Source organism: Paraburkholderia sp. ZP32-5 (assembly GCF_021390495.1).
Taxonomy (GTDB): Bacteria; Pseudomonadota; Gammaproteobacteria; order Burkholderiales; family Burkholderiaceae; genus Paraburkholderia.
Map to the genome: position 1 here is coordinate 1,840,159 of NZ_JAJEJP010000001.1, position 16,729 is coordinate 1,856,887.

Genomic DNA, 16,729 nt, shown 5'->3' on the forward strand with positions numbered 1-16,729 from the left:
GACGCCGATGCTTACTTCATCATCCTGCGCCGAAACAGCATCGCCGCCACGATGAAGCCGCCCACCGCATAAGCAGCCAGCACGCCCACGTGCAGCACCGCGTGATCGACCGATCGCCCGAGCATGACCGGGCGCATCAGATCGACCGCGTGCGCGAGCGGCAGCACCGCGGTCGCCGCTTGCGCGGCGGCGGGCAGTTGCGACGCGGGGAAGAACACGCCGGAAAGCAGCAGCATCGGCGTGAGCACGAGCGTCTGATAGAACATGAAAAAGTCGTACGACGGTGCGAGCGCCGTCACGACCATCGCAAGGCTCGCGAACGCGAGACCCGCGAGCACGATGATCGGTAAGCCGAGCAGCATCGACGGAAAATTCGCGTAGCCGAGCGCGCCGGCCACCAGCATGATCGCCGCGCCCGACAACACCGATTTGCTGGCCGCCCACACCACCTCGCCGAGCACGATGTCGCCGAGCGTCAACGGCGTATGCATGATCGCTTCCCACGTGCGCTGCACGTGCATGCGCGAAAAGCCCGAATACATCGACTCGAAACTCGCCGACATCATTACGCTCGACGCCACCGTGCCCGCCGCGAGAAACGAGATGTACGAGACGCCGTCGACGTGACCGACCATCAGTCCGAGCCCGAAGCCGAGACCGAACAGATAGATCATCGGGTCGGCGAGATTGCCGAACATCGATGCGATCGCGAGCTTCTTCCACACCAGATAGTTGCGCCGCCATACCGCGATCCAATTCACCGCGTTGGCGGGGAAGGCGGCGAACGGCTCTTGTGCCGATGGCGTGCCGTCGTGGGTTTCGTAGGTGCGTGCGTCCATGATTGACTCGCGGTTTGGCCGGCTATTGCGGGAGTGCTTGTGGAGTTGGTTGAGGTGCCGTTTGAGGTGCGGCTAGCTGGCTATTTTCCGCCGGCGTTTCGTGCGGTTTTCGCTTGCAGCGGTCCGCGCGGTGTATCGACATATAGGCGAGCGCGTCTTCGCCGCCGATTCCGATTGCCATTCCGATGTGTGCTCCCGTGCGCATTGTCAGTCCTGCATCTCGCGGCCGGTCAGCCGCAAAAATACGTCCTCGAGATTCGCGGGCCGATGCAGATAGCGTAGATCGGCGCGCTGTTTGAGTCGCGCATGCACGGGCTGCGCATCGTTCACGTAGCAGAACAGTGTCTCGCCGCTGATCTCGGCCCGCTCGACGAGCGGCGCGAGTTCGTCGCGCAACGCCAACGGATCGGGGCCGTAGATCTCGATCACATCGCAGCCGATTTCGGACGCGATCAGCTCATTCGGCGCACCCTCGGCGATCTTGCGCCCTTCCTCGATCACGCACAGCCGGTGACAGAGCCGCTCCGCCTCTTCCATGAAGTGGGTGGTCAGCAGAATCGTTTTGCCGCGCGTGAGCAATGAGCGCAGCCGTTCCCAGATCAGATGACGCGCCTGCGGATCGAGCCCGGTGGTCGGCTCGTCCATGATCAGTACGTCCGGATCGTTGATCAGCGCCCGTGCCAGCGTGAGGCGCCGTTTCATGCCGCCCGACAACTCGCTCACGCGCGCGTCCGCCTTGCTTTCGAGGCGCGCGAATTCGAGTAGATCCGGCACCCCCGCGCGGCATTGCGCGGCGCTCAGGCCGAAGTAGCGGCCGAACACGAGCAGGTTTTCGCGCACCGTGAAATCGGGATCGAGGTTGTCGAACTGTGGCACCACGCCGACGCGCGCCCGTGCGATGCGCGCGCGGCCGGGTATCGATTCGCCGCATAGCCGGATCGTGCCGGCGTCAGGCGCGGCGATGCCGAGCAGCATGCGCAGCGTCGTTGTCTTGCCCGCGCCGTTGGGGCCGAGCAGGCCGAAGCATTCGCCGGCATTGACATGGAATGACAAACCGTCGACGACCGTCTTTTCGCCGTAGCTTTTCCTGACCTGGTGGAATTCGATAGGGGCAGCGGACATGGATCGATCGGGGCTCCGGCGAAACGGCTAACGCGCGCGATAGGGATGCGGGAGTGCATTGTCGGAATGCTCGCGCAAGCCACTCATTCTAAGGTATTGGCCATTGACGCGAGTCGACGTCCGGGAACGGGTTATGCGTGTGATTCCGGTGCGGGTGTTGATGGCTGTGCGGGCCACGCGGCGCGTGGTCGTGTTCACGCGTTCACGACGGCGAGTCCACGTCGTCGAAGGCGAATCGGCGTATCACCCGTTGCCGAGTCAACGTTCGGCCATGAGGTTTTGCATTGCCGCATCCTTGTGCAGCACCGCGGGATTTTGCCCAACGCTTGTGCGAATCGGATCAGTCGCCCCGACCCCGCACCTGGCGTTTTCCATCTCTTGCAAGCCGAATTGCGGCGCACCATGATTGATTCAGACCGCGCTTTCCGCGCGAACGGAGAAAAACGATGGCGAGCTACCAGAAAATCCTGCTGTGTTACGACGGCTCGCGCGAAGGCCGCAAAGCACTGCGTTGCGGCGCCGATCTGGCGTTGGATCTGAAGGCGGAAACGCATCTGCTGTCGGTCGTCGACATGCGTTCGAGTATTGCGCAAAGCGCGGGTCTGCTAACCGACGTCGCCTGCGGCAGTTTTGAAAAAACCGCCCGTGAGATTCTGCAGGAAGGCGTGAACTGGCTGACCGAGCGTGGCGTGAGCGCGCAAGGGCACTTCGCATTCGGTCATCCGATCGACGAGATCGCCAATCTCGCCAATGAACTGCAAGTCGATCTCGTGGTGGTCGGCCATCGCTGCCGGACCGGCTTGTCGCGTTGGTGGATGGGGGCTGGCAATACGCCGCTGCTCGATCGGATTTCGTGCAGCATCCTGGTGGCCTGTTCGTCCGGACAGGAACAGCAACAGGCCGCCGCTGCGTGATCGAGCGTTACTGCGTCGGGTGTTGCCGCATCGGGCGTTGCCGTATTTGCCACATCCGCTACATCCCATACCGCATTGTGTTCTCGCGTGACTGAGCGTCGCTGCTCAGCCACGCATCATCCTTCCCGCCAAACCACCCGGTCACTCGTTCAGATTGATTGCGGCGAGCTTCCACGTAACGAGCCCCTCGCGCTGAAAGACCGCCGAGTAATTCGTATTGCCTTCGCCGCGCCGAAACGTGATGACGAATTCGTTGAGGCTGCGATAACCGGCCGTGCTTTGGCGCGCGGGCGGAGCCGAATTCGCGGCCGGCGCCGCTGGGGCTTCGCTGCCAGTGGAGGCTTGCGGGGCCGCCGGCTGCTCACCCGGGGTGCCGCGCGGCGGCATGCCGTTCAGCAAGGCCGCGACGCCGTCTGGTGTCGCATACGCATCGACGAGCGGACCGATCAGCGTCACGCCGATGACCGCGCCAATGGTTGCCAGCTTGTTACCGCCATCCGCTTCGAGCCGGTGCGTCAGCATGTCGGCCACCTGCTGCTTGAGGCTGGCGCGCAACGCGGGAAAGTCCACGTACTGGTTGACCGTTTGCACGTCTCGCGCGTCGGCCGCGCGTTTGAGATTGTTGACCGCGAGATAGGGCGATGCATAAACATAGCCCAGTGCGGCAATCACGATGACCACGATCAGCGTGATCAGCAGTGGCCGGGTGGCGCTGCCCTGGATGCGTTTCGGAATGCGCTTCGAAGTGCGTTTCTGAACTTTCATCGGATGGGACTCCCCGGTCGGTTGTGATCCAGCATGGACCACGGCGAGGTCGAAACGATCCCATACGACACGAATATCCAGGCACTGGAACTTCACCCGGGATCCGCTCAGGCTTCGCTCACGCTTCGAACACCGCGCCGTGCATGTTGGCTTCGTCGGCAATGCAACGATCGATCATACGACATACCGCGTCGACCGTACCCACCATAATCAACCGCGACGGTCCGTGGTAGACCCGCACCGGCGCGCGCCGGGCCGGCTCGGCCATGTTCAGGCCCGCGTTCAGCGACACGCGCGCGAATGCCGGCAACGACGACGGCAGGCCCGCGGCTTCCGTGGGCTCGTCGAACAACGACGGCGTGTGAGCCGCGGGCGCTTCGATCGGTGAGCAGGGTGTGAGCTTGCGCAGATGGCGCAGACGGCCGAACTGGCGAAAAGGCAGCAGGCGGGCAAGGCGTTCCATGAATCTCTCCAGGCGATGCGACGTGAATGCGGCTTGGGTGGGACAAACCGGTGCGGGCGGTTCGGCGGATGCAACCGGGAATCAGAACTCGCCCGGGCGGATCAGCCCAACCGCGATGCCTTCGAGCGCGAAATCCGCGCTGCCGGTTTCCACGAAGATGTTGTCGTAATCGGGGTTCTCGGCGATCAGCTCGATACCGTTCGGCCGGCGCTTCAGGCGCTTGACCGTCACGTCGTCGCCAAGCCGCGCAATGATGATCTGGCCGTCCTTCGCTTCGCTGCGCTTTTGCACCGCGAGCAGGTCGCCGTCGAGAATGCCCGCGTCGCGCATCGACAGGCCGCGCACTTTCAGCAGGTAATCGGGCTTGCTCGAGAACAGCGCCGGGTCGCACGCGTAGTGCTGCGAGATATGTTCCTGCGCGAGGATCGGACTACCCGCCGCGACCCGCCCGATTAGCGGCAGCGACAACTGCATCAGGCTTGCATGCGGCAGCGTGAACTGATGCGGCGCCTCGTCCTGGCCGGTCAGCAGCCGAATGCCGCGCGATGCGCCGGCCGCGAGTTCGATCACGCCCTTGCGAGCCAGCGCGCGCAGATGTTCCTCCGCGGAATTGGCCGAGCTGAAGCCGAGTTCGGCGGCGATTTCGGCGCGCGTGGGCGGAAACCCGGTGCGCTCGATCGCGCGGCGGATCAGTTCGAAAACCTGCTGCTGTCGTGCGGTGAGTTTTGTCATGGCCACTGTATGTATGAACAGGTGACTGTATTTTTATACAGTATTCGGCGCAATTCAAGCTTTACTTTAAGTTCGTCGTGACGACCGCGCCGCAGCGTCGCTGATGGGCGTCATCACAGCCTTTCTGGCGCCTCAGCAGCAGATATCTCTGCCGTTACCACTTTTGCGTATAAAAAAATGAAGAAACATTATTTTTAACTATGAAGGCGGATCGATAGACTGGCCTCCGGCTTGGCGCTCATGTGCACGTGACCGCGACGCAAAACAACATCAGACGCTCATCAGCGGATCATCACGCGGAGAAAAGTTGACATGAACCATCGGCATACGGGGCTTGCGGCACGGGGCAGGAAACTCATCGCGGCACTCGCCGTCGGCGCGGCAGGCGCGCTCGGCCTCGTCGGCGCAAGCGGCACGGCGCACGCCAACACGACGCTGCTGAACGTTTCCTACGATCCGACCCGCGAGCTGTATCAGGACATCAATCAGGCGTTCGGCAAGGAATGGAAGGCGAAGACCGGCGAGACGGTCACCTTCAAGCAGTCGCACGGCGGCTCGGGCGCGCAGGCGCGTTCGGTGCTCGATGGGCTGCAGGCCGATGTCGTGACGCTCGCGCTCGCCTACGACATCGACGCGCTCGCGAACAAGGGTCTCGTCGACAAGAACTGGCAGAAGCGCCTGCCCGATAACGCGTCGCCGTACACGTCGACGATCGTGTTCCTCGTGCGCAAAGGCAATCCGAAGCACATCAAGGACTGGGACGATCTGGTGAAGCCGGGCGTGTCGATCGTCACGCCGAATCCGAAGACCTCGGGCGGCGCGCGCTGGAACTATCTGGCCGCGTGGGCCTACGCCGAACATCAGCCGGGCGGCAATGCGCAGAAGGCGAAAGAGTTCGTCGGCAAGCTCTACAAGAATGCGGGCGTGCTCGATTCGGGCGCGCGCGGCGCGACCACCAGCTTCGTGCAGCGCGGTATCGGCGACGTGCTGATCGCGTGGGAAAACGAAGCGTTCCTGTCGCAGAAGGAGTTCGGCGCCGACAAGTTCGAGATCGTCGTGCCGTCGGTGAGCATCCTCGCGGAGCCGCCGGTCGCGGTGGTCGACAAGGTCGTCGATAAGCACGGCACGCGCAAGCTCGCCGAAGCGTATCTGAACTTCCTCTATAGCGAGGAGGGCCAGGAGATCGGCGCGCGCAACTTCTATCGTCCGCGCTCGACCAAGGTGCCGGCCGAGCTGACCGCGAAGTTTCCGAAGCTGAAGCTGTACACGATCGACGATTCGTTCGGCGGCTGGGCCAATGCGCAGAAGACCCATTTCGCGGACGGCGGCGTGTTCGATTCGATCTACCAGCCGCAGTGACGGGCAGGGCGCCGGGGTCCGGACACCGCAAATTCGGACATCGGCGGCGGGACGCGGGAAGCGTGGCTTCCCGCCAGTTTTTTCCGGCGCGCTCGCGGGAGCGCGCTGTCGACTGGCCGGATCCCCCGGCTAGCCGCGCAAGCAGGCATCAACCTGATCACAGAGTATCGAGCATGACGACGTTGACCTTCCGCAAGCCGAGCGCGTTGCCCGGCTTTGGCCTGACACTCGGCATCACGGTGGCTTATCTGAGCCTCGTGGTGCTGATTCCGTTGGCGGCCACCTTTCTGAAGACCGCGACGCTCGACTGGCCGCAGTTCGTGCGCGCGGTCAGTTCGCCGCGCGTCCTCGCGTCGTATCGGCTGACGTTCTTCTCCGCGCTCGGCGGCGCGCTGATCAACGCGGTGTTCGGCTTTCTGGTCGCGTGGGTACTGGTGCGCTACACGTTTCCGTTCAAGCGCATCGTCGATGCGGTGGTCGATCTGCCGTTCGCGCTGCCGACCTCGGTGGCCGGTATCTCGCTGGCGGCCGTCTATGCGGGCAATGGCTGGATCGGCCAGTTTCTCGAACCGCTCGGCATCAAGATTGCGTTCACGCCGGCCGGTGTGCTGGTCGCGCTGACCTTCATCGGTTTGCCGTTCGTCGTGCGCACGGTGCAGCCGGTGCTCGAAGAGTTCGAGCGCGAGCAGGAAGAGGCCGCCGCGTGCCTCGGCGCGTCGCGTTGGCTGACGTTTCGCCGCGTCGTGTTGCCGGCCGTGTTTCCGGCGCTGCTGACCGGTTTCGCGCTCGCGTTCGCGCGCGCGCTCGGCGAATACGGCTCGGTGATCTTTATCGCCGGCAACGTGCCGATGAAATCGGAAATCACGTCGCTGCTGATCATCACGAAGCTCGAACAGTACGACTACGCGGGCGCGACCGCGCTTGCGGTGGTGATGCTGGTCGTGTCGTTCGTGATGCTGCTGCTGATCAATACACTGCAGTGGTATCTGCAGCGGCGCACGAGCCGTGGTGGAGCGGGGCCGGCGCCGGCTGCCGTCACGCCTGTCGCGGCCGTCGGTGGAGGTGCGCAATGAGCCGCGCCACGACTCAACCGAACGCCGCGCGCCGCCCCGATCCGGTCACCGAGCGGGCCGCCGTGCGCTGGCTGCTGACCGGCGTCGCGCTGCTGTTTCTCGCGCTGTTTCTGGTCGTGCCGCTCGCCGCGGTGTTCTATCAGGCGCTGAACAAGGGGCTGCGTTTCTACTTCGAAGCGCTCGCCGATCCGGACGCGCTGTCCGCAATCAAACTGACGCTGATCACCGCCGCGATCGCGGTGCCGCTGAATCTGGTGTTCGGTCTGGTCGCATCGTGGTGCATCGCGAAGTTCGAATTTCGCGGCAAGGCGCTGCTGACCACGCTGATCGATCTGCCGTTCTCGGTGTCGCCGGTGATCTCCGGCCTGATCTACGTGCTGATGTTCGGCGCGCAGGGCTGGTTCGGTCCATGGCTCGAAGATCACAACGTGCAGATCATCTTCGCGGTGCCCGGCATCGTGCTCGCGACGATCTTCGTCACGTTCCCGTTCGTCGCGCGCGAACTGATTCCGCTGATGCAGGCGCAGGGCAACGATGAAGAAGAAGCCGCGCACGTGCTCGGCGCATCGGGCTGGCAGATCTTCCGCCGTGTCACGTTGCCCAACGTCAAATGGGGCCTGCTGTACGGCGTGATTCTGTGCAATGCGCGCGCGATGGGCGAGTTCGGCGCGGTGTCGGTGGTGTCGGGCCATATCCGCGGACAGACCGACACGATGCCGTTGCACGTCGAAATTCTCTATAACGAATACAACTTCTCGGCCGCGTTCGCGGTGGCGTCGCTGCTCGCGCTGCTCGCGCTCGTGACGCTCGGTCTGAAGTTGCTGGCCGAGCGCCATATGTCGGCGGAACTGTCGTCCGCGCATGATGTGCCCGCGTTTGCGGGTCCGGCGCTGCCGGCAGGGACTGCGTCGTCCGGCGCCGCGCAGTCGGTCGCGCAGTCCGCCACGACGTCATCCGCATCACACTCGTATTTCGTCAACGCTACGCCCGCGTCGCAGCGACACCCGCTCAAGCAAGGAGAGCTGTAAATGGGTATCACCGTTCGTAACCTGCATAAGCGCTTCGGCGATTTCGTCGCGCTCGATGACGTATCGCTCGACTTTCCGCCGGGCGAGCTGGTCGCGCTGCTCGGGCCGTCGGGCTGCGGCAAGACGACGTTGCTGCGCGTGATCGCCGGCCTCGAATACGCGGACGGCGGCCAGGTCGAGTTGCAAGGTCAGGATGTCGCGTCGGTCGGCGCGCGCGAACGCGAAGTCGGTTTCGTGTTCCAGCACTACGCGCTGTTTCGCCATATGACGGTGTTCGAGAACGTCGCGTTCGGGCTGCGCGTGAAGCCGCGCAAGGAGCGGCCGTCCGAGAAGGTGATCCGCGAAAAGGTGCATGAACTGCTGAAGCTCGTGCAGCTCGACTGGCTCGCGCAGCGTTATCCGTCGGAGCTGTCGGGCGGGCAGCGGCAGCGTATTGCGCTGGCTCGCGCGCTTGCCGTCGAGCCGAAGGTGCTGCTGCTCGACGAACCGTTCGGCGCGCTCGATGCGAAGGTGCGCAAGGAATTGCGCAGCTGGCTGCGGCGGTTGCATGACGACCTGCATATCTCGACGATCTTCGTTACGCACGATCAGGAAGAAGCGTTGGAAGTGGCCGACCGCATCGTCGTGTTGAATCGCGGACATGTGGAGCAGGTGGGCAGTCCGCAGGACGTGTACGACCATCCGCAGACGCCGTTCGTCTACGAGTTTCTCGGCGCGGCGAACCGTCTGCACGGTAACGTCGATGCCGATGGTTTCGTCGTCGATGGTGCCGCGCTGCCGGTCGCGATCACCGCGGGCTTTAGCGGCCCGGCGTTCGCCTATGTGCGGCCGCACGATCTGCAGTTGTATCCGCAGGCGGCCGGGCATCGCGACGGGATCGTCGTCGACGTGCGGCGTGTCGTGACGCTCGGCGGCTCGGTGCGGGTCGAACTGGCCGGCCGCGAGGGCAATGTGCTCGAAGCCGAACTCGATCGCGAGACGTGGCGCGATCTGCAACTCACGGTCGGCGACGGCGTGACCGCGGTGCCGCGCGCACTCCGCGTGTTCCCCGCGCAATGACGGACGCGGGCGGCACGCCAGCCGCCCGTTGCATATCAGCATTCAGCCGAACCCGACGGCTTCAATAACTCAACTCTGGCGAAACCGGAGACAAACGATGAATTTCCAGCAATTGCGCTTCGTGCGCGAAGCCGTGCGGCAGAACATGAACCTGACCGAGGTGGCGAACGTGCTGTACACGTCGCAGTCGGGTGTGTCGAAGCAGATCAAGGATCTCGAGGACGAACTCGGCGTCGACATTTTTATCCGCCGCGGCAAGCGGCTGACGGGCCTGACCGAGCCGGGCAAGGCCGTGCATCAACTGATCGAACGGATGCTGCTCGACGCGGAAAATTTGCGCCGGGTCGCGCGCCAGTACGCGGATCAGGATAGCGGCCATCTGGTTGTCGCGACCACGCACACGCAGGCGCGCTATGCGCTGCCGAAGGTGGTCCGGCAATTCACCAACGTATTCCCGAAAGTGCATCTCGCGCTGCGTCAGGGCAGTCCGCAACAGATCGCGCAGATGATCATCAACGGTGAGGCGGACATTGGCATCTCGACCGAGGCGCTCGATCGTTTCCCCGACATTGTCACGTTCCCGTGCTATTCGTGGCATCACGTCGTCGTCGTGCCGAAAGATCACCCGCTGGTGGGCCGGCCGAACCTGACGCTTGACGAGATCGCCGAATTCCCGATCGTCACCTACGACCACGACTTCACCGGCCGCTCGCATATCGACCAGGCGTTCGCGAAAGCGGGCGCGTTGCCCGACGTCGTGCTGACCGCGATCGACGCCGACGTGATCAAGACCTACGTCGAACTCGGCATGGGCATCGGCGTGGTCGCGGCAATGGCCTTCGATCCGAAGCGCGATAGCGAACTCGTCGCGCTCGATACGCAGCATCTGTTCGAGGCGAGCACCACACGTGTCGGCTTACGCAAGGGCGCGTTCCTGCGCGCATACGCGTACCGGTTGATCGAGATGTTCGCGCCGCAGTTGAACGAGGCCGATATTGCGGCGCAATTGCGCGAGACGGCTTAAAAACCTTAAGTTTTTGCATACATGCTGCGCGCGCGGGTCAGTCCGCATGCGCGCTTTCACGCATGGCGGCGTAGGGTGCTTCGCTTACAATCGCCGCCATGAATACCTCATCTTCTTCCCCGAATCTCCCGAATTCGTCGAGCCAGAGCGCAGCGCGCGCGCTGCCGCGCATCGCCGTGCTGGCGACCGGCGGCACGATCGCCGGCGCGGCTGCCGATGCGGCCAACACGTCCGGTTATCAGGCGGGCGTCGTCGGTGTCGGCCAACTGCTCGCGGCGGTGCCGGCGTTATCGACGGTCGCGCGGATCGCGCCCGAGCAGATCGCCAGCATCGATAGCAAAGACATGGCGCTGCCGTTGTGGACCACGCTCGCGCAACGCATCAATACGCTGCTCGCCAGCGATGATGTCGATGGCGTAGTCGTCACGCACGGCACCGATACGCTCGAAGAAACCGCCTACCTGCTGCACCTGACCGTCAAGTCGGACAAGCCCGTCGTGCTGACGGCGGCGATGCGTCCGGCGTCGGCATTGTCGGCCGATGGTCCGTTGAATCTGCTGAACGCGGTGACTGTTGCGGCGCATGCGGTCGCGCGCGGGCAGGGCGTGCTGGTCGCTTTCAACAACCGGATTCATAGCGCGCGCGACGTCGTGAAGACCAGCACCTACGCGGTCGATGCGTTCCAGTCGCCGGAGATCGGTGCGCTGGGCTGGGTGCAGGACGGCCGGGTCGAATTCCAGCGCACGGTGGTGCGCGCGCATACGCTCGCGAGCGAATTCTCGATCGACGCGGCGTGGCCGGCGGTGGAAATCATCGCGAGCTATGCGGGTGTGTCGCGTATCGCGGTCGATGCGCTCGTTGGCGCTGGGGTGGGCGGGATCGTCGTCGCGGGAACCGGTAACGGGTCGATACATCAGGCGCTGCAACAGGCGCTCGCCGATGCCGCGTCGCGCGGCGTGGCGGTGGTACGCGCGTCGCGCGTCGGCTCGGGACACGTGATGCGCAACGGCGCGGCCGCGGATGACGCGCTCGGTTTCGTCAGCGCGGGTTCGCTGAATCCGTACAAGGCGAGGGTGCTGTTGATGCTGGCGCTTGCCGCGGGCGTGACCGGCGCGGCTGCGTTGCAGAGGGTGTTCGATACGTACTGATGGGTGTTGGCGCTGACTGTTGCGTGCCCGAGTGGTATTGGGCGTGTGGTATGCAGTGACGCGGCGCTTCGAACACCGCCATTCGCGTCCCGACCCAGCCAGGCAAGCCGGAAACCAGCAAAGAAACACAAAACGAATCCGACAGCCGGACACCCGACGGCGACGTCTGACCGACCAAGGCTTCCCCGGCGCCGCCGGGTGCCGCTGCGGACCCCACTTGCCGCTCTCAGCCCAGAGCGGCACGATTTGCCCGTTACGCCGCGCGGTTTCCCACGCGGCCAACAGGCGCCCCACCAGTCGCTGCCGTGACGCGGCTCACGCTTCAAGCCGCAATCACGGCAAGCTCGATTACCCCAGAGCTCAAGCAGCCTTCGCTTCGTTACCGGGTGCTTGCGCAACCTCGTGATTGGCCATGATCTCCAGCGCGCGCACCATCGCCGAGTGATCCCATGCCTTGCCGCCGTTCGCCGCGCACACGCTGAACAGTTGCTGCGCGCTCGCGGTATGCGGCAGCGCGATGCCGAGCTTGCGCGCGCCGTCGAGCGCGAGATTCAGGTCCTTCTGATGCAGCTCGATTCGGAAGCCCGGATTGAACGTGCGCTTCGTCATGCGCTCGCCGTGTACTTCGAGAATCCGCGACGATGCGAAGCCGCCCATCAGCGCGCGGCGCACGCGTTCCGGATCGGCGCCCGAGCGCGACGCGAACAGCAATGCCTCGGCGACCGCCTCGATGTTCAGCGCGACGATGATCTGGTTGGCGACCTTGCAGGTCTGACCCGCGCCGTTGTCGCCGATCAGCGACACGTTCTTGCCCATCAGGTCGAACAGCGGTCTGGCCTTCGCAAAGGCCTGTTCCGGACCGCCGACCATGATGGTCAGCGTCGCATCGCGCGCGCCGATTTCGCCGCCGGATACCGGCGCGTCGAGATAGTCGGCGCCGAGCGCGTTGATCTTCTTCGCGAAGTCCTGCGTGTCGAGCGGCGAGATCGAGCTCATGTCGATCACCAGCTTGCCTTTCGCGAGACCAGCGGCGACGCCGTCATCGGCGAACAGCACGTTGGCGACGTCCGGCGTGTCCGGCACCATGATGATCACGACGTCGGCTGCCTGCGCGACCGCGGTCGAGCTGGCGACCACGCTCGCGGTCTTCGCGATGTCGTCCGGCACCGGATACGCGCCGTTCACGAACAGCGAGTGACCGCCTTTGATGAGGTTGCGCGCCATATGCGCGCCCATGATGCCGAGTCCGATAAAGCCGATCTTTGCCATCTGTGAATCTCCAGGGTAATAGGGTTGCCGCGAAGGTTGCTGCGCGAGGGTTGCCGCGCGCTGGTTCGCTCAAGCGATCGCGCGACCTCAGGCCGCCGCGTGCGCGGCGCCACGCCGCTGTCCCGCCACGCTTTGCACCCAGCTAAGTCCGGCCTCGGTGGTCGTGCGCGGCTTGTATTCGCAGCCGACGTAGCCGTCGTAGCCGAGCGAATCGAGCAGCGAAAACAGATACGGATAGTTGATCTCGCCGGTGCCCGGTTCATGTCGGCCGGGGTTGTCGGCAAGCTGGATGTGCGCGATGTTCGCGAGGTTCTTTTCGATCGTCGCCGCGAGTTCGCCTTCCATCCGTTGCATGTGATAGATGTCGTATTGCAGGAACAGATTGTCCGAGCCGACCGCGCGAATCACGTCGAGCCCGTCGCGAGAACGGTTCAGCGCGAAGCCCGGAATGTCGTACGAGTTGCACGGCTCGACCAGCAGCTTGATGCCGGCCTTTTTCAGTTCGCCAGCGGCAAAGCGCAGGTTGCCGACGATCGTCGCGCGCGCGGTGTCGGCATCGACATTCGCGCCTGGAATGCCGACCAGGCAGTTCAGTTGCGGCACCTTCAAGGCGCTCGCGTATTCGATCGCGCGGCCGACGCCTTCCTGAAACTCGGCGACGCGATCCGGCAGACACGCGATGCCGCGCTCGCCCGCTTCCCAGTTGCCGGCGGGCAGGTTGTGCAGCACCAGCTTCAGCCGGTTGCGCTGCAGCTGCTCGTTCAGATCGGCGATCGCGTACGGATACGGAAACAGGAATTCGACGGCATGAAAGCCCGCGCTGGCCGCGGCCGCGAAACGTTCGAGGAACGGCACTTCGTTGAACAGCATCGTCAGGTTCGCTGCGAATTTCGGCATGGTGCTTGATCTCTCAGGTCGGTCAGGGAATGGCGTGCGCGGGCAACAATGCAACCAGGCCGCCCGGCAGGCAGGCAACCGGCGCGAGGGCGGCGGGCATGAGCCCGGCCCTCGCCGGTTGCGCGTGCCGCGAAACGGCGCACGCGGTGAACGGGCGGTAGTCAGTCGAGCAGGCTGATCGCGGTCGGCGCGTCCTCGCGCTTTGCGGCCAGTTCCTCGAATTCGTTGATCGCGTCGATCTCGGTGCCCATCGAGATGTTGGTCACGCGCTCCAGAATCACTTCGACGATCACCGGCACGTTGAACTCGCTGAGCATCGACTGTGCTTTCTGCAACGCCGGCTTCAGCTCTTCCGGCTTGAAGACGCGAATCGCCTTGCAGCCGAGACCTTCGGCCACCGCGACGTGGTCGACGCCATAGCCTTCCATCTCCGGCGAGTTGATGTTGTCGAAACCGAGCTGCACGCAGTAGTCCATCTCGAACGCGCGCTGCGCCTGGCGGATCAGCCCGAGATACGAGTTGTTCACCACCACGTGCACGTACGGCAGCTTGAATTGCGCGCCGGCCGCCAGCTCTTCGATCATGAACTGGAAGTCGTAGTCGCCCGACAGCGCGACGATCGGCCGTTGCGGATCGGCCGCGCGCACGCCGAGCGCCGCCGGAATCGTCCAGCCGAGCGGGCCGGCCTGGCCGCAGTTGATCCAGTTGCGCGCCTTGTACACATGCAGGAATTGCGCGGCGGCGATCTGCGACAGACCGATCGTGCTCACGTAGCAGGTATCGCGGCCGAACACCTGGTTCATCTCTTCATAGACGCGCTGCGGCTTCATCGGCACGTTGTCGAAGTGCGTCTTACGCAGCATTGTCTGCTTGCGCTGCTGGCAGTCGGCGACCCATGCGCTGCGATTCTTCAGCTTGCCCGCGGCTTTCCATTCGGCGGCCACTTCGACGAACAGTTCGAGCGCGGCCTTCGCGTCGGACACGATGCCGAGATCGGGGCCGAACACGCGGCCAATCTGCGTCGGTTCGATATCGACGTGAACGAACTTGCGGCCCTTCGTATAGACGTCGACGCTGCCGGTGTGGCGGTTCGCCCAGCGGTTGCCGATGCCAAGCACGAAGTCGGAGGCGAGCATCGTTGCATTGCCATAGCGGTGCGAGGTCTGCAGGCCGACCATGCCGGCCATCAGCGGATGGTCGTCGGCAATCGCGCCCCACGACATCAAGGTCGGGATCACCGGCACGCCGACGGTTTCGGCGAACTTCACGAGCAGGTCTTCAGCCACGGCGTTCAGCACGCCGCCACCTGAGACGATCAACGGCTTCTCGGCATCGTTGAGCAGCGTCAGCGCCGCTTCGATCTGCTTGCGGGTTGCCTTCGGCTTATAGACCGGCAGCGGCTCGTACGTGTCGATGTCGAATTCGATTTCGGCGAGTTGCACGTCGATCGGCAGATCGACCAGCACCGGGCCGGGACGGCCCGAGCGCATCAGGTGGAATGCCTGCTGGAACACACGCGGCACCAGTGCCGGCTCGCGCACCGTCACCGCCCACTTGGTGACCGGCTTGGCGATCGATTCGATATCGACGGCCTGGAAGTCTTCCTTGTAAAGACGCGCCCGGGGTGCTTGCCCCGTGATAGCCAGAATAGGAATCGAGTCGGCCTGAGCAGAGTACAAACCGGTGATCATGTCGGTGCCGGCGGGGCCCGACGTGCCGATGCACACGCCGATGTTGCCCGGCTGGGCGCGCGTATAGCCCTCGGCCATGTGCGACGCGCCCTCGACGTGCCGCGCGAGCACGTGGCTGATGCCACCCGCTTTGCGCATTGCCGAGTAGAACGGATTGATCGCGGCACCGGGCACGCCGAACGCGGTATCGATACCTTCTTTTTCGAGCACCAGAACGGCTGCGTCGACGGCTCTCATCTTGGCCATGGATGTCTCCTCAATGTCGGGGAATTACGTCTGTTGGAGAACACTTTAGGCTTCTGATAAAGGTTTGATAAGATCAGTCCGGGTCGCTTATTTCGAAACAAAAAGTATGGAATAGCTGGCGGCGCGGCGGCTGACAAGCGAGAAAGAGAACCTGGCGCGGGCGGGAGACAAACATGGATCGCTTCAAACAGATCGAAACCTTCGTGCGGGTCGCCGAAGCCGGCAGTCTCGCGGCGGCGGCGCTCGAAGAGGGGGTGTCGCCGGTGATTCTCGGCCGGCGTATCGATGCGCTCGAAAAGCGCCTCGGCGTCAAGCTGATGTATCGCACGACGCGGCGGCTCGTGGTCAGCGAGGACGGCGCCGCGTTTCTCGAACGCTGCCGGGGGCTGCTCGCCGAATGGGATCAGGCGGAAAACGAACTGAGCGCGGGACGGCGCGCGGTCACCGGCCATCTGATCGTGTCGGCGCCGGCCGCATTCGGACGCAAGCATGTCGCGCCGCTGGCGCCCGCGTTCCTCGCCGGCAAACCCGAATTGCAGATGTCGTTCAACCTGACCGACCGGGTCGTCGATCTGGTGCGCGAGGGCTACGACCTGTCGATTCGGATCGGCGGCGCGGTCGATCCGAATTTCGTCGCGGTGAAGCTCGCGTCGAACCGGCGTGTCGTGTGCGGCACGCCCGAGTATTTTCGCCGCCACGGCAAGCCGAAGACGCTCGAAGACCTGCCGGCCCATAATTGTCTCGCGTTCAATCTGCAGGGCGGCCAGAACCGCGGCTGGTATTTCCGCCGCAACGGCAAGCTCGCCACGGTGCGGGTGGGCGGCACGCTAGACTGCAACGACGGCGAGCTGCTGCATCGTTGGGTTTCCGAAGGACTTGGGCTCGGCTGGCGCTCGACATGGGAAATCCAGCAGCAGCTCGCGCGCGGCGAGCTCGAAACGGTGCTCGACGAGTACGCGCTGCCTGATTACGACATCCTCGCGGTCTATCCGCAGCAGCGCTATGTGCCGGCCAAGGTGCGCTATTTCATCGACTATCTGAAAGAGGTGTACGCGAGCGCCGATTACTGGAACCGGCCGTCGTACTAGCTGGTGGCCACC

Annotated in this window: 15 protein-coding genes and 1 pseudogene; 8 read left to right on the forward strand and 8 right to left on the reverse strand. The window is 64.1% G+C overall.

Features of this window, described 5'->3' with window-relative positions:
* Window positions 1–11: 11 nt before the first annotated feature.
* On the reverse strand, window positions 12–839 hold the full coding sequence (locus L0U82_RS07765) for an ABC transporter permease (protein WP_233829675.1): 828 nt from the start codon (window positions 837–839) through the stop codon (window positions 12–14).
* Between the two features lie 207 nt (window positions 840–1,046).
* Window positions 1,047–1,961 carry a nodulation factor ABC transporter ATP-binding protein NodI gene (nodI, locus tag L0U82_RS07770; RefSeq protein WP_233829676.1) on the reverse strand — a complete coding sequence of 305 codons (915 nt, stop codon included), beginning with the start codon at window positions 1,959–1,961 and terminating at the stop codon, window positions 1,047–1,049.
* Window positions 1,962–2,407: 446 nt separating this feature from the next.
* Here nodI and L0U82_RS07775 point away from each other — a divergent pair, with 446 nt between their 5' ends.
* Complete coding sequence (locus L0U82_RS07775; RefSeq protein WP_233829678.1) at window positions 2,408–2,875, forward strand: universal stress protein; 468 nt, start codon at window positions 2,408–2,410, stop codon at window positions 2,873–2,875.
* 141 nt (window positions 2,876–3,016) lie between these two features.
* On the opposite strand, the gene L0U82_RS07780 is transcribed toward L0U82_RS07775, so the two are convergent.
* The 3 genes from L0U82_RS07780 to lexA all read right to left on the reverse strand — a co-directional run bounded on the left by L0U82_RS07780 (window position 3,017) and on the right by lexA (window position 4,835).
* Window positions 3,017–3,640, reverse strand: coding sequence for a DUF2939 domain-containing protein (locus tag L0U82_RS07780; protein WP_233829680.1), 624 nt, complete (start codon window positions 3,638–3,640; stop codon window positions 3,017–3,019).
* A 118-nt stretch (window positions 3,641–3,758) separates the two neighbouring features.
* The gene (locus L0U82_RS07785) at window positions 3,759–4,103 is read right to left on the reverse strand and encodes a hypothetical protein (RefSeq protein WP_233829682.1); all 345 of its coding nucleotides are present in this window, start codon (window positions 4,101–4,103) and stop codon (window positions 3,759–3,761) included.
* Window positions 4,104–4,184: 81 nt separating this feature from the next.
* Window positions 4,185–4,835 carry a transcriptional repressor LexA gene (lexA, locus tag L0U82_RS07790; RefSeq protein ID WP_233829688.1) on the reverse strand — a complete coding sequence of 217 codons (651 nt, stop codon included), beginning with the start codon at window positions 4,833–4,835 and terminating at the stop codon, window positions 4,185–4,187.
* 312 nt (window positions 4,836–5,147) lie between these two features.
* Between lexA and L0U82_RS07795 the strand changes: the two genes are divergently transcribed.
* The 6 genes from L0U82_RS07795 (at window position 5,148) to L0U82_RS07820 (ending at window position 11,526) form a co-directional block, all read left to right on the forward strand.
* On the forward strand, window positions 5,148–6,194 hold the full coding sequence (locus L0U82_RS07795) for a sulfate ABC transporter substrate-binding protein (RefSeq protein ID WP_233829689.1): 1,047 nt from the start codon (window positions 5,148–5,150) through the stop codon (window positions 6,192–6,194).
* Window positions 6,195–6,367: 173 nt separating this feature from the next.
* Entirely contained in the window at window positions 6,368–7,267 is a 900-nt protein-coding gene (gene cysT / locus L0U82_RS07800) for a sulfate ABC transporter permease subunit CysT (RefSeq protein ID WP_233829690.1), read from the forward strand.
* The gene (gene cysW, locus L0U82_RS07805) at window positions 7,264–8,295 is read left to right on the forward strand and encodes a sulfate ABC transporter permease subunit CysW (RefSeq protein ID WP_233829692.1); all 1,032 of its coding nucleotides are present in this window, start codon (window positions 7,264–7,266) and stop codon (window positions 8,293–8,295) included. Before cysT ends, cysW begins: the two co-directional genes overlap by 4 nt.
* The gene (locus tag L0U82_RS07810; protein ID WP_233829693.1) at window positions 8,296–9,354 is read left to right on the forward strand and encodes a sulfate/molybdate ABC transporter ATP-binding protein; all 1,059 of its coding nucleotides are present in this window, start codon (window positions 8,296–8,298) and stop codon (window positions 9,352–9,354) included.
* Window positions 9,355–9,451: 97 nt separating this feature from the next.
* Window positions 9,452–10,378, forward strand: a complete 927-nt coding sequence (locus tag L0U82_RS07815) for a CysB family HTH-type transcriptional regulator (protein ID WP_233829694.1) — start codon at window positions 9,452–9,454, stop codon at window positions 10,376–10,378.
* 98 nt (window positions 10,379–10,476) lie between these two features.
* Complete coding sequence (locus L0U82_RS07820) at window positions 10,477–11,526, forward strand: asparaginase (RefSeq protein ID WP_233829697.1); 1,050 nt, start codon at window positions 10,477–10,479, stop codon at window positions 11,524–11,526.
* Window positions 11,527–11,886: 360 nt separating this feature from the next.
* Here the strand turns inward: L0U82_RS07820 and L0U82_RS07825 are convergent.
* From L0U82_RS07825 to gcl, 3 genes and pseudogenes are all read right to left on the reverse strand, one after another.
* Window positions 11,887–12,813: pseudogene (locus L0U82_RS07825) on the reverse strand (2-hydroxy-3-oxopropionate reductase); the annotation flags it as partial.
* A gap of 69 nt (window positions 12,814–12,882) precedes the next feature.
* A complete protein-coding gene (gene hyi, locus L0U82_RS07830; RefSeq protein ID WP_233829704.1) occupies window positions 12,883–13,692 on the reverse strand; it encodes a hydroxypyruvate isomerase in 810 nt (269 codons plus the stop codon).
* A 161-nt stretch (window positions 13,693–13,853) separates the two neighbouring features.
* Complete coding sequence (gene gcl, locus L0U82_RS07835; protein WP_233829709.1) at window positions 13,854–15,629, reverse strand: glyoxylate carboligase; 1,776 nt, start codon at window positions 15,627–15,629, stop codon at window positions 13,854–13,856.
* 173 nt (window positions 15,630–15,802) lie between these two features.
* Between gcl and L0U82_RS07840 the strand changes: the two genes are divergently transcribed.
* The gene (locus tag L0U82_RS07840) at window positions 15,803–16,717 is read left to right on the forward strand and encodes a substrate binding domain-containing protein (RefSeq protein WP_233829710.1); all 915 of its coding nucleotides are present in this window, start codon (window positions 15,803–15,805) and stop codon (window positions 16,715–16,717) included.
* Window positions 16,718–16,729: the final 12 nt, after the last annotated feature.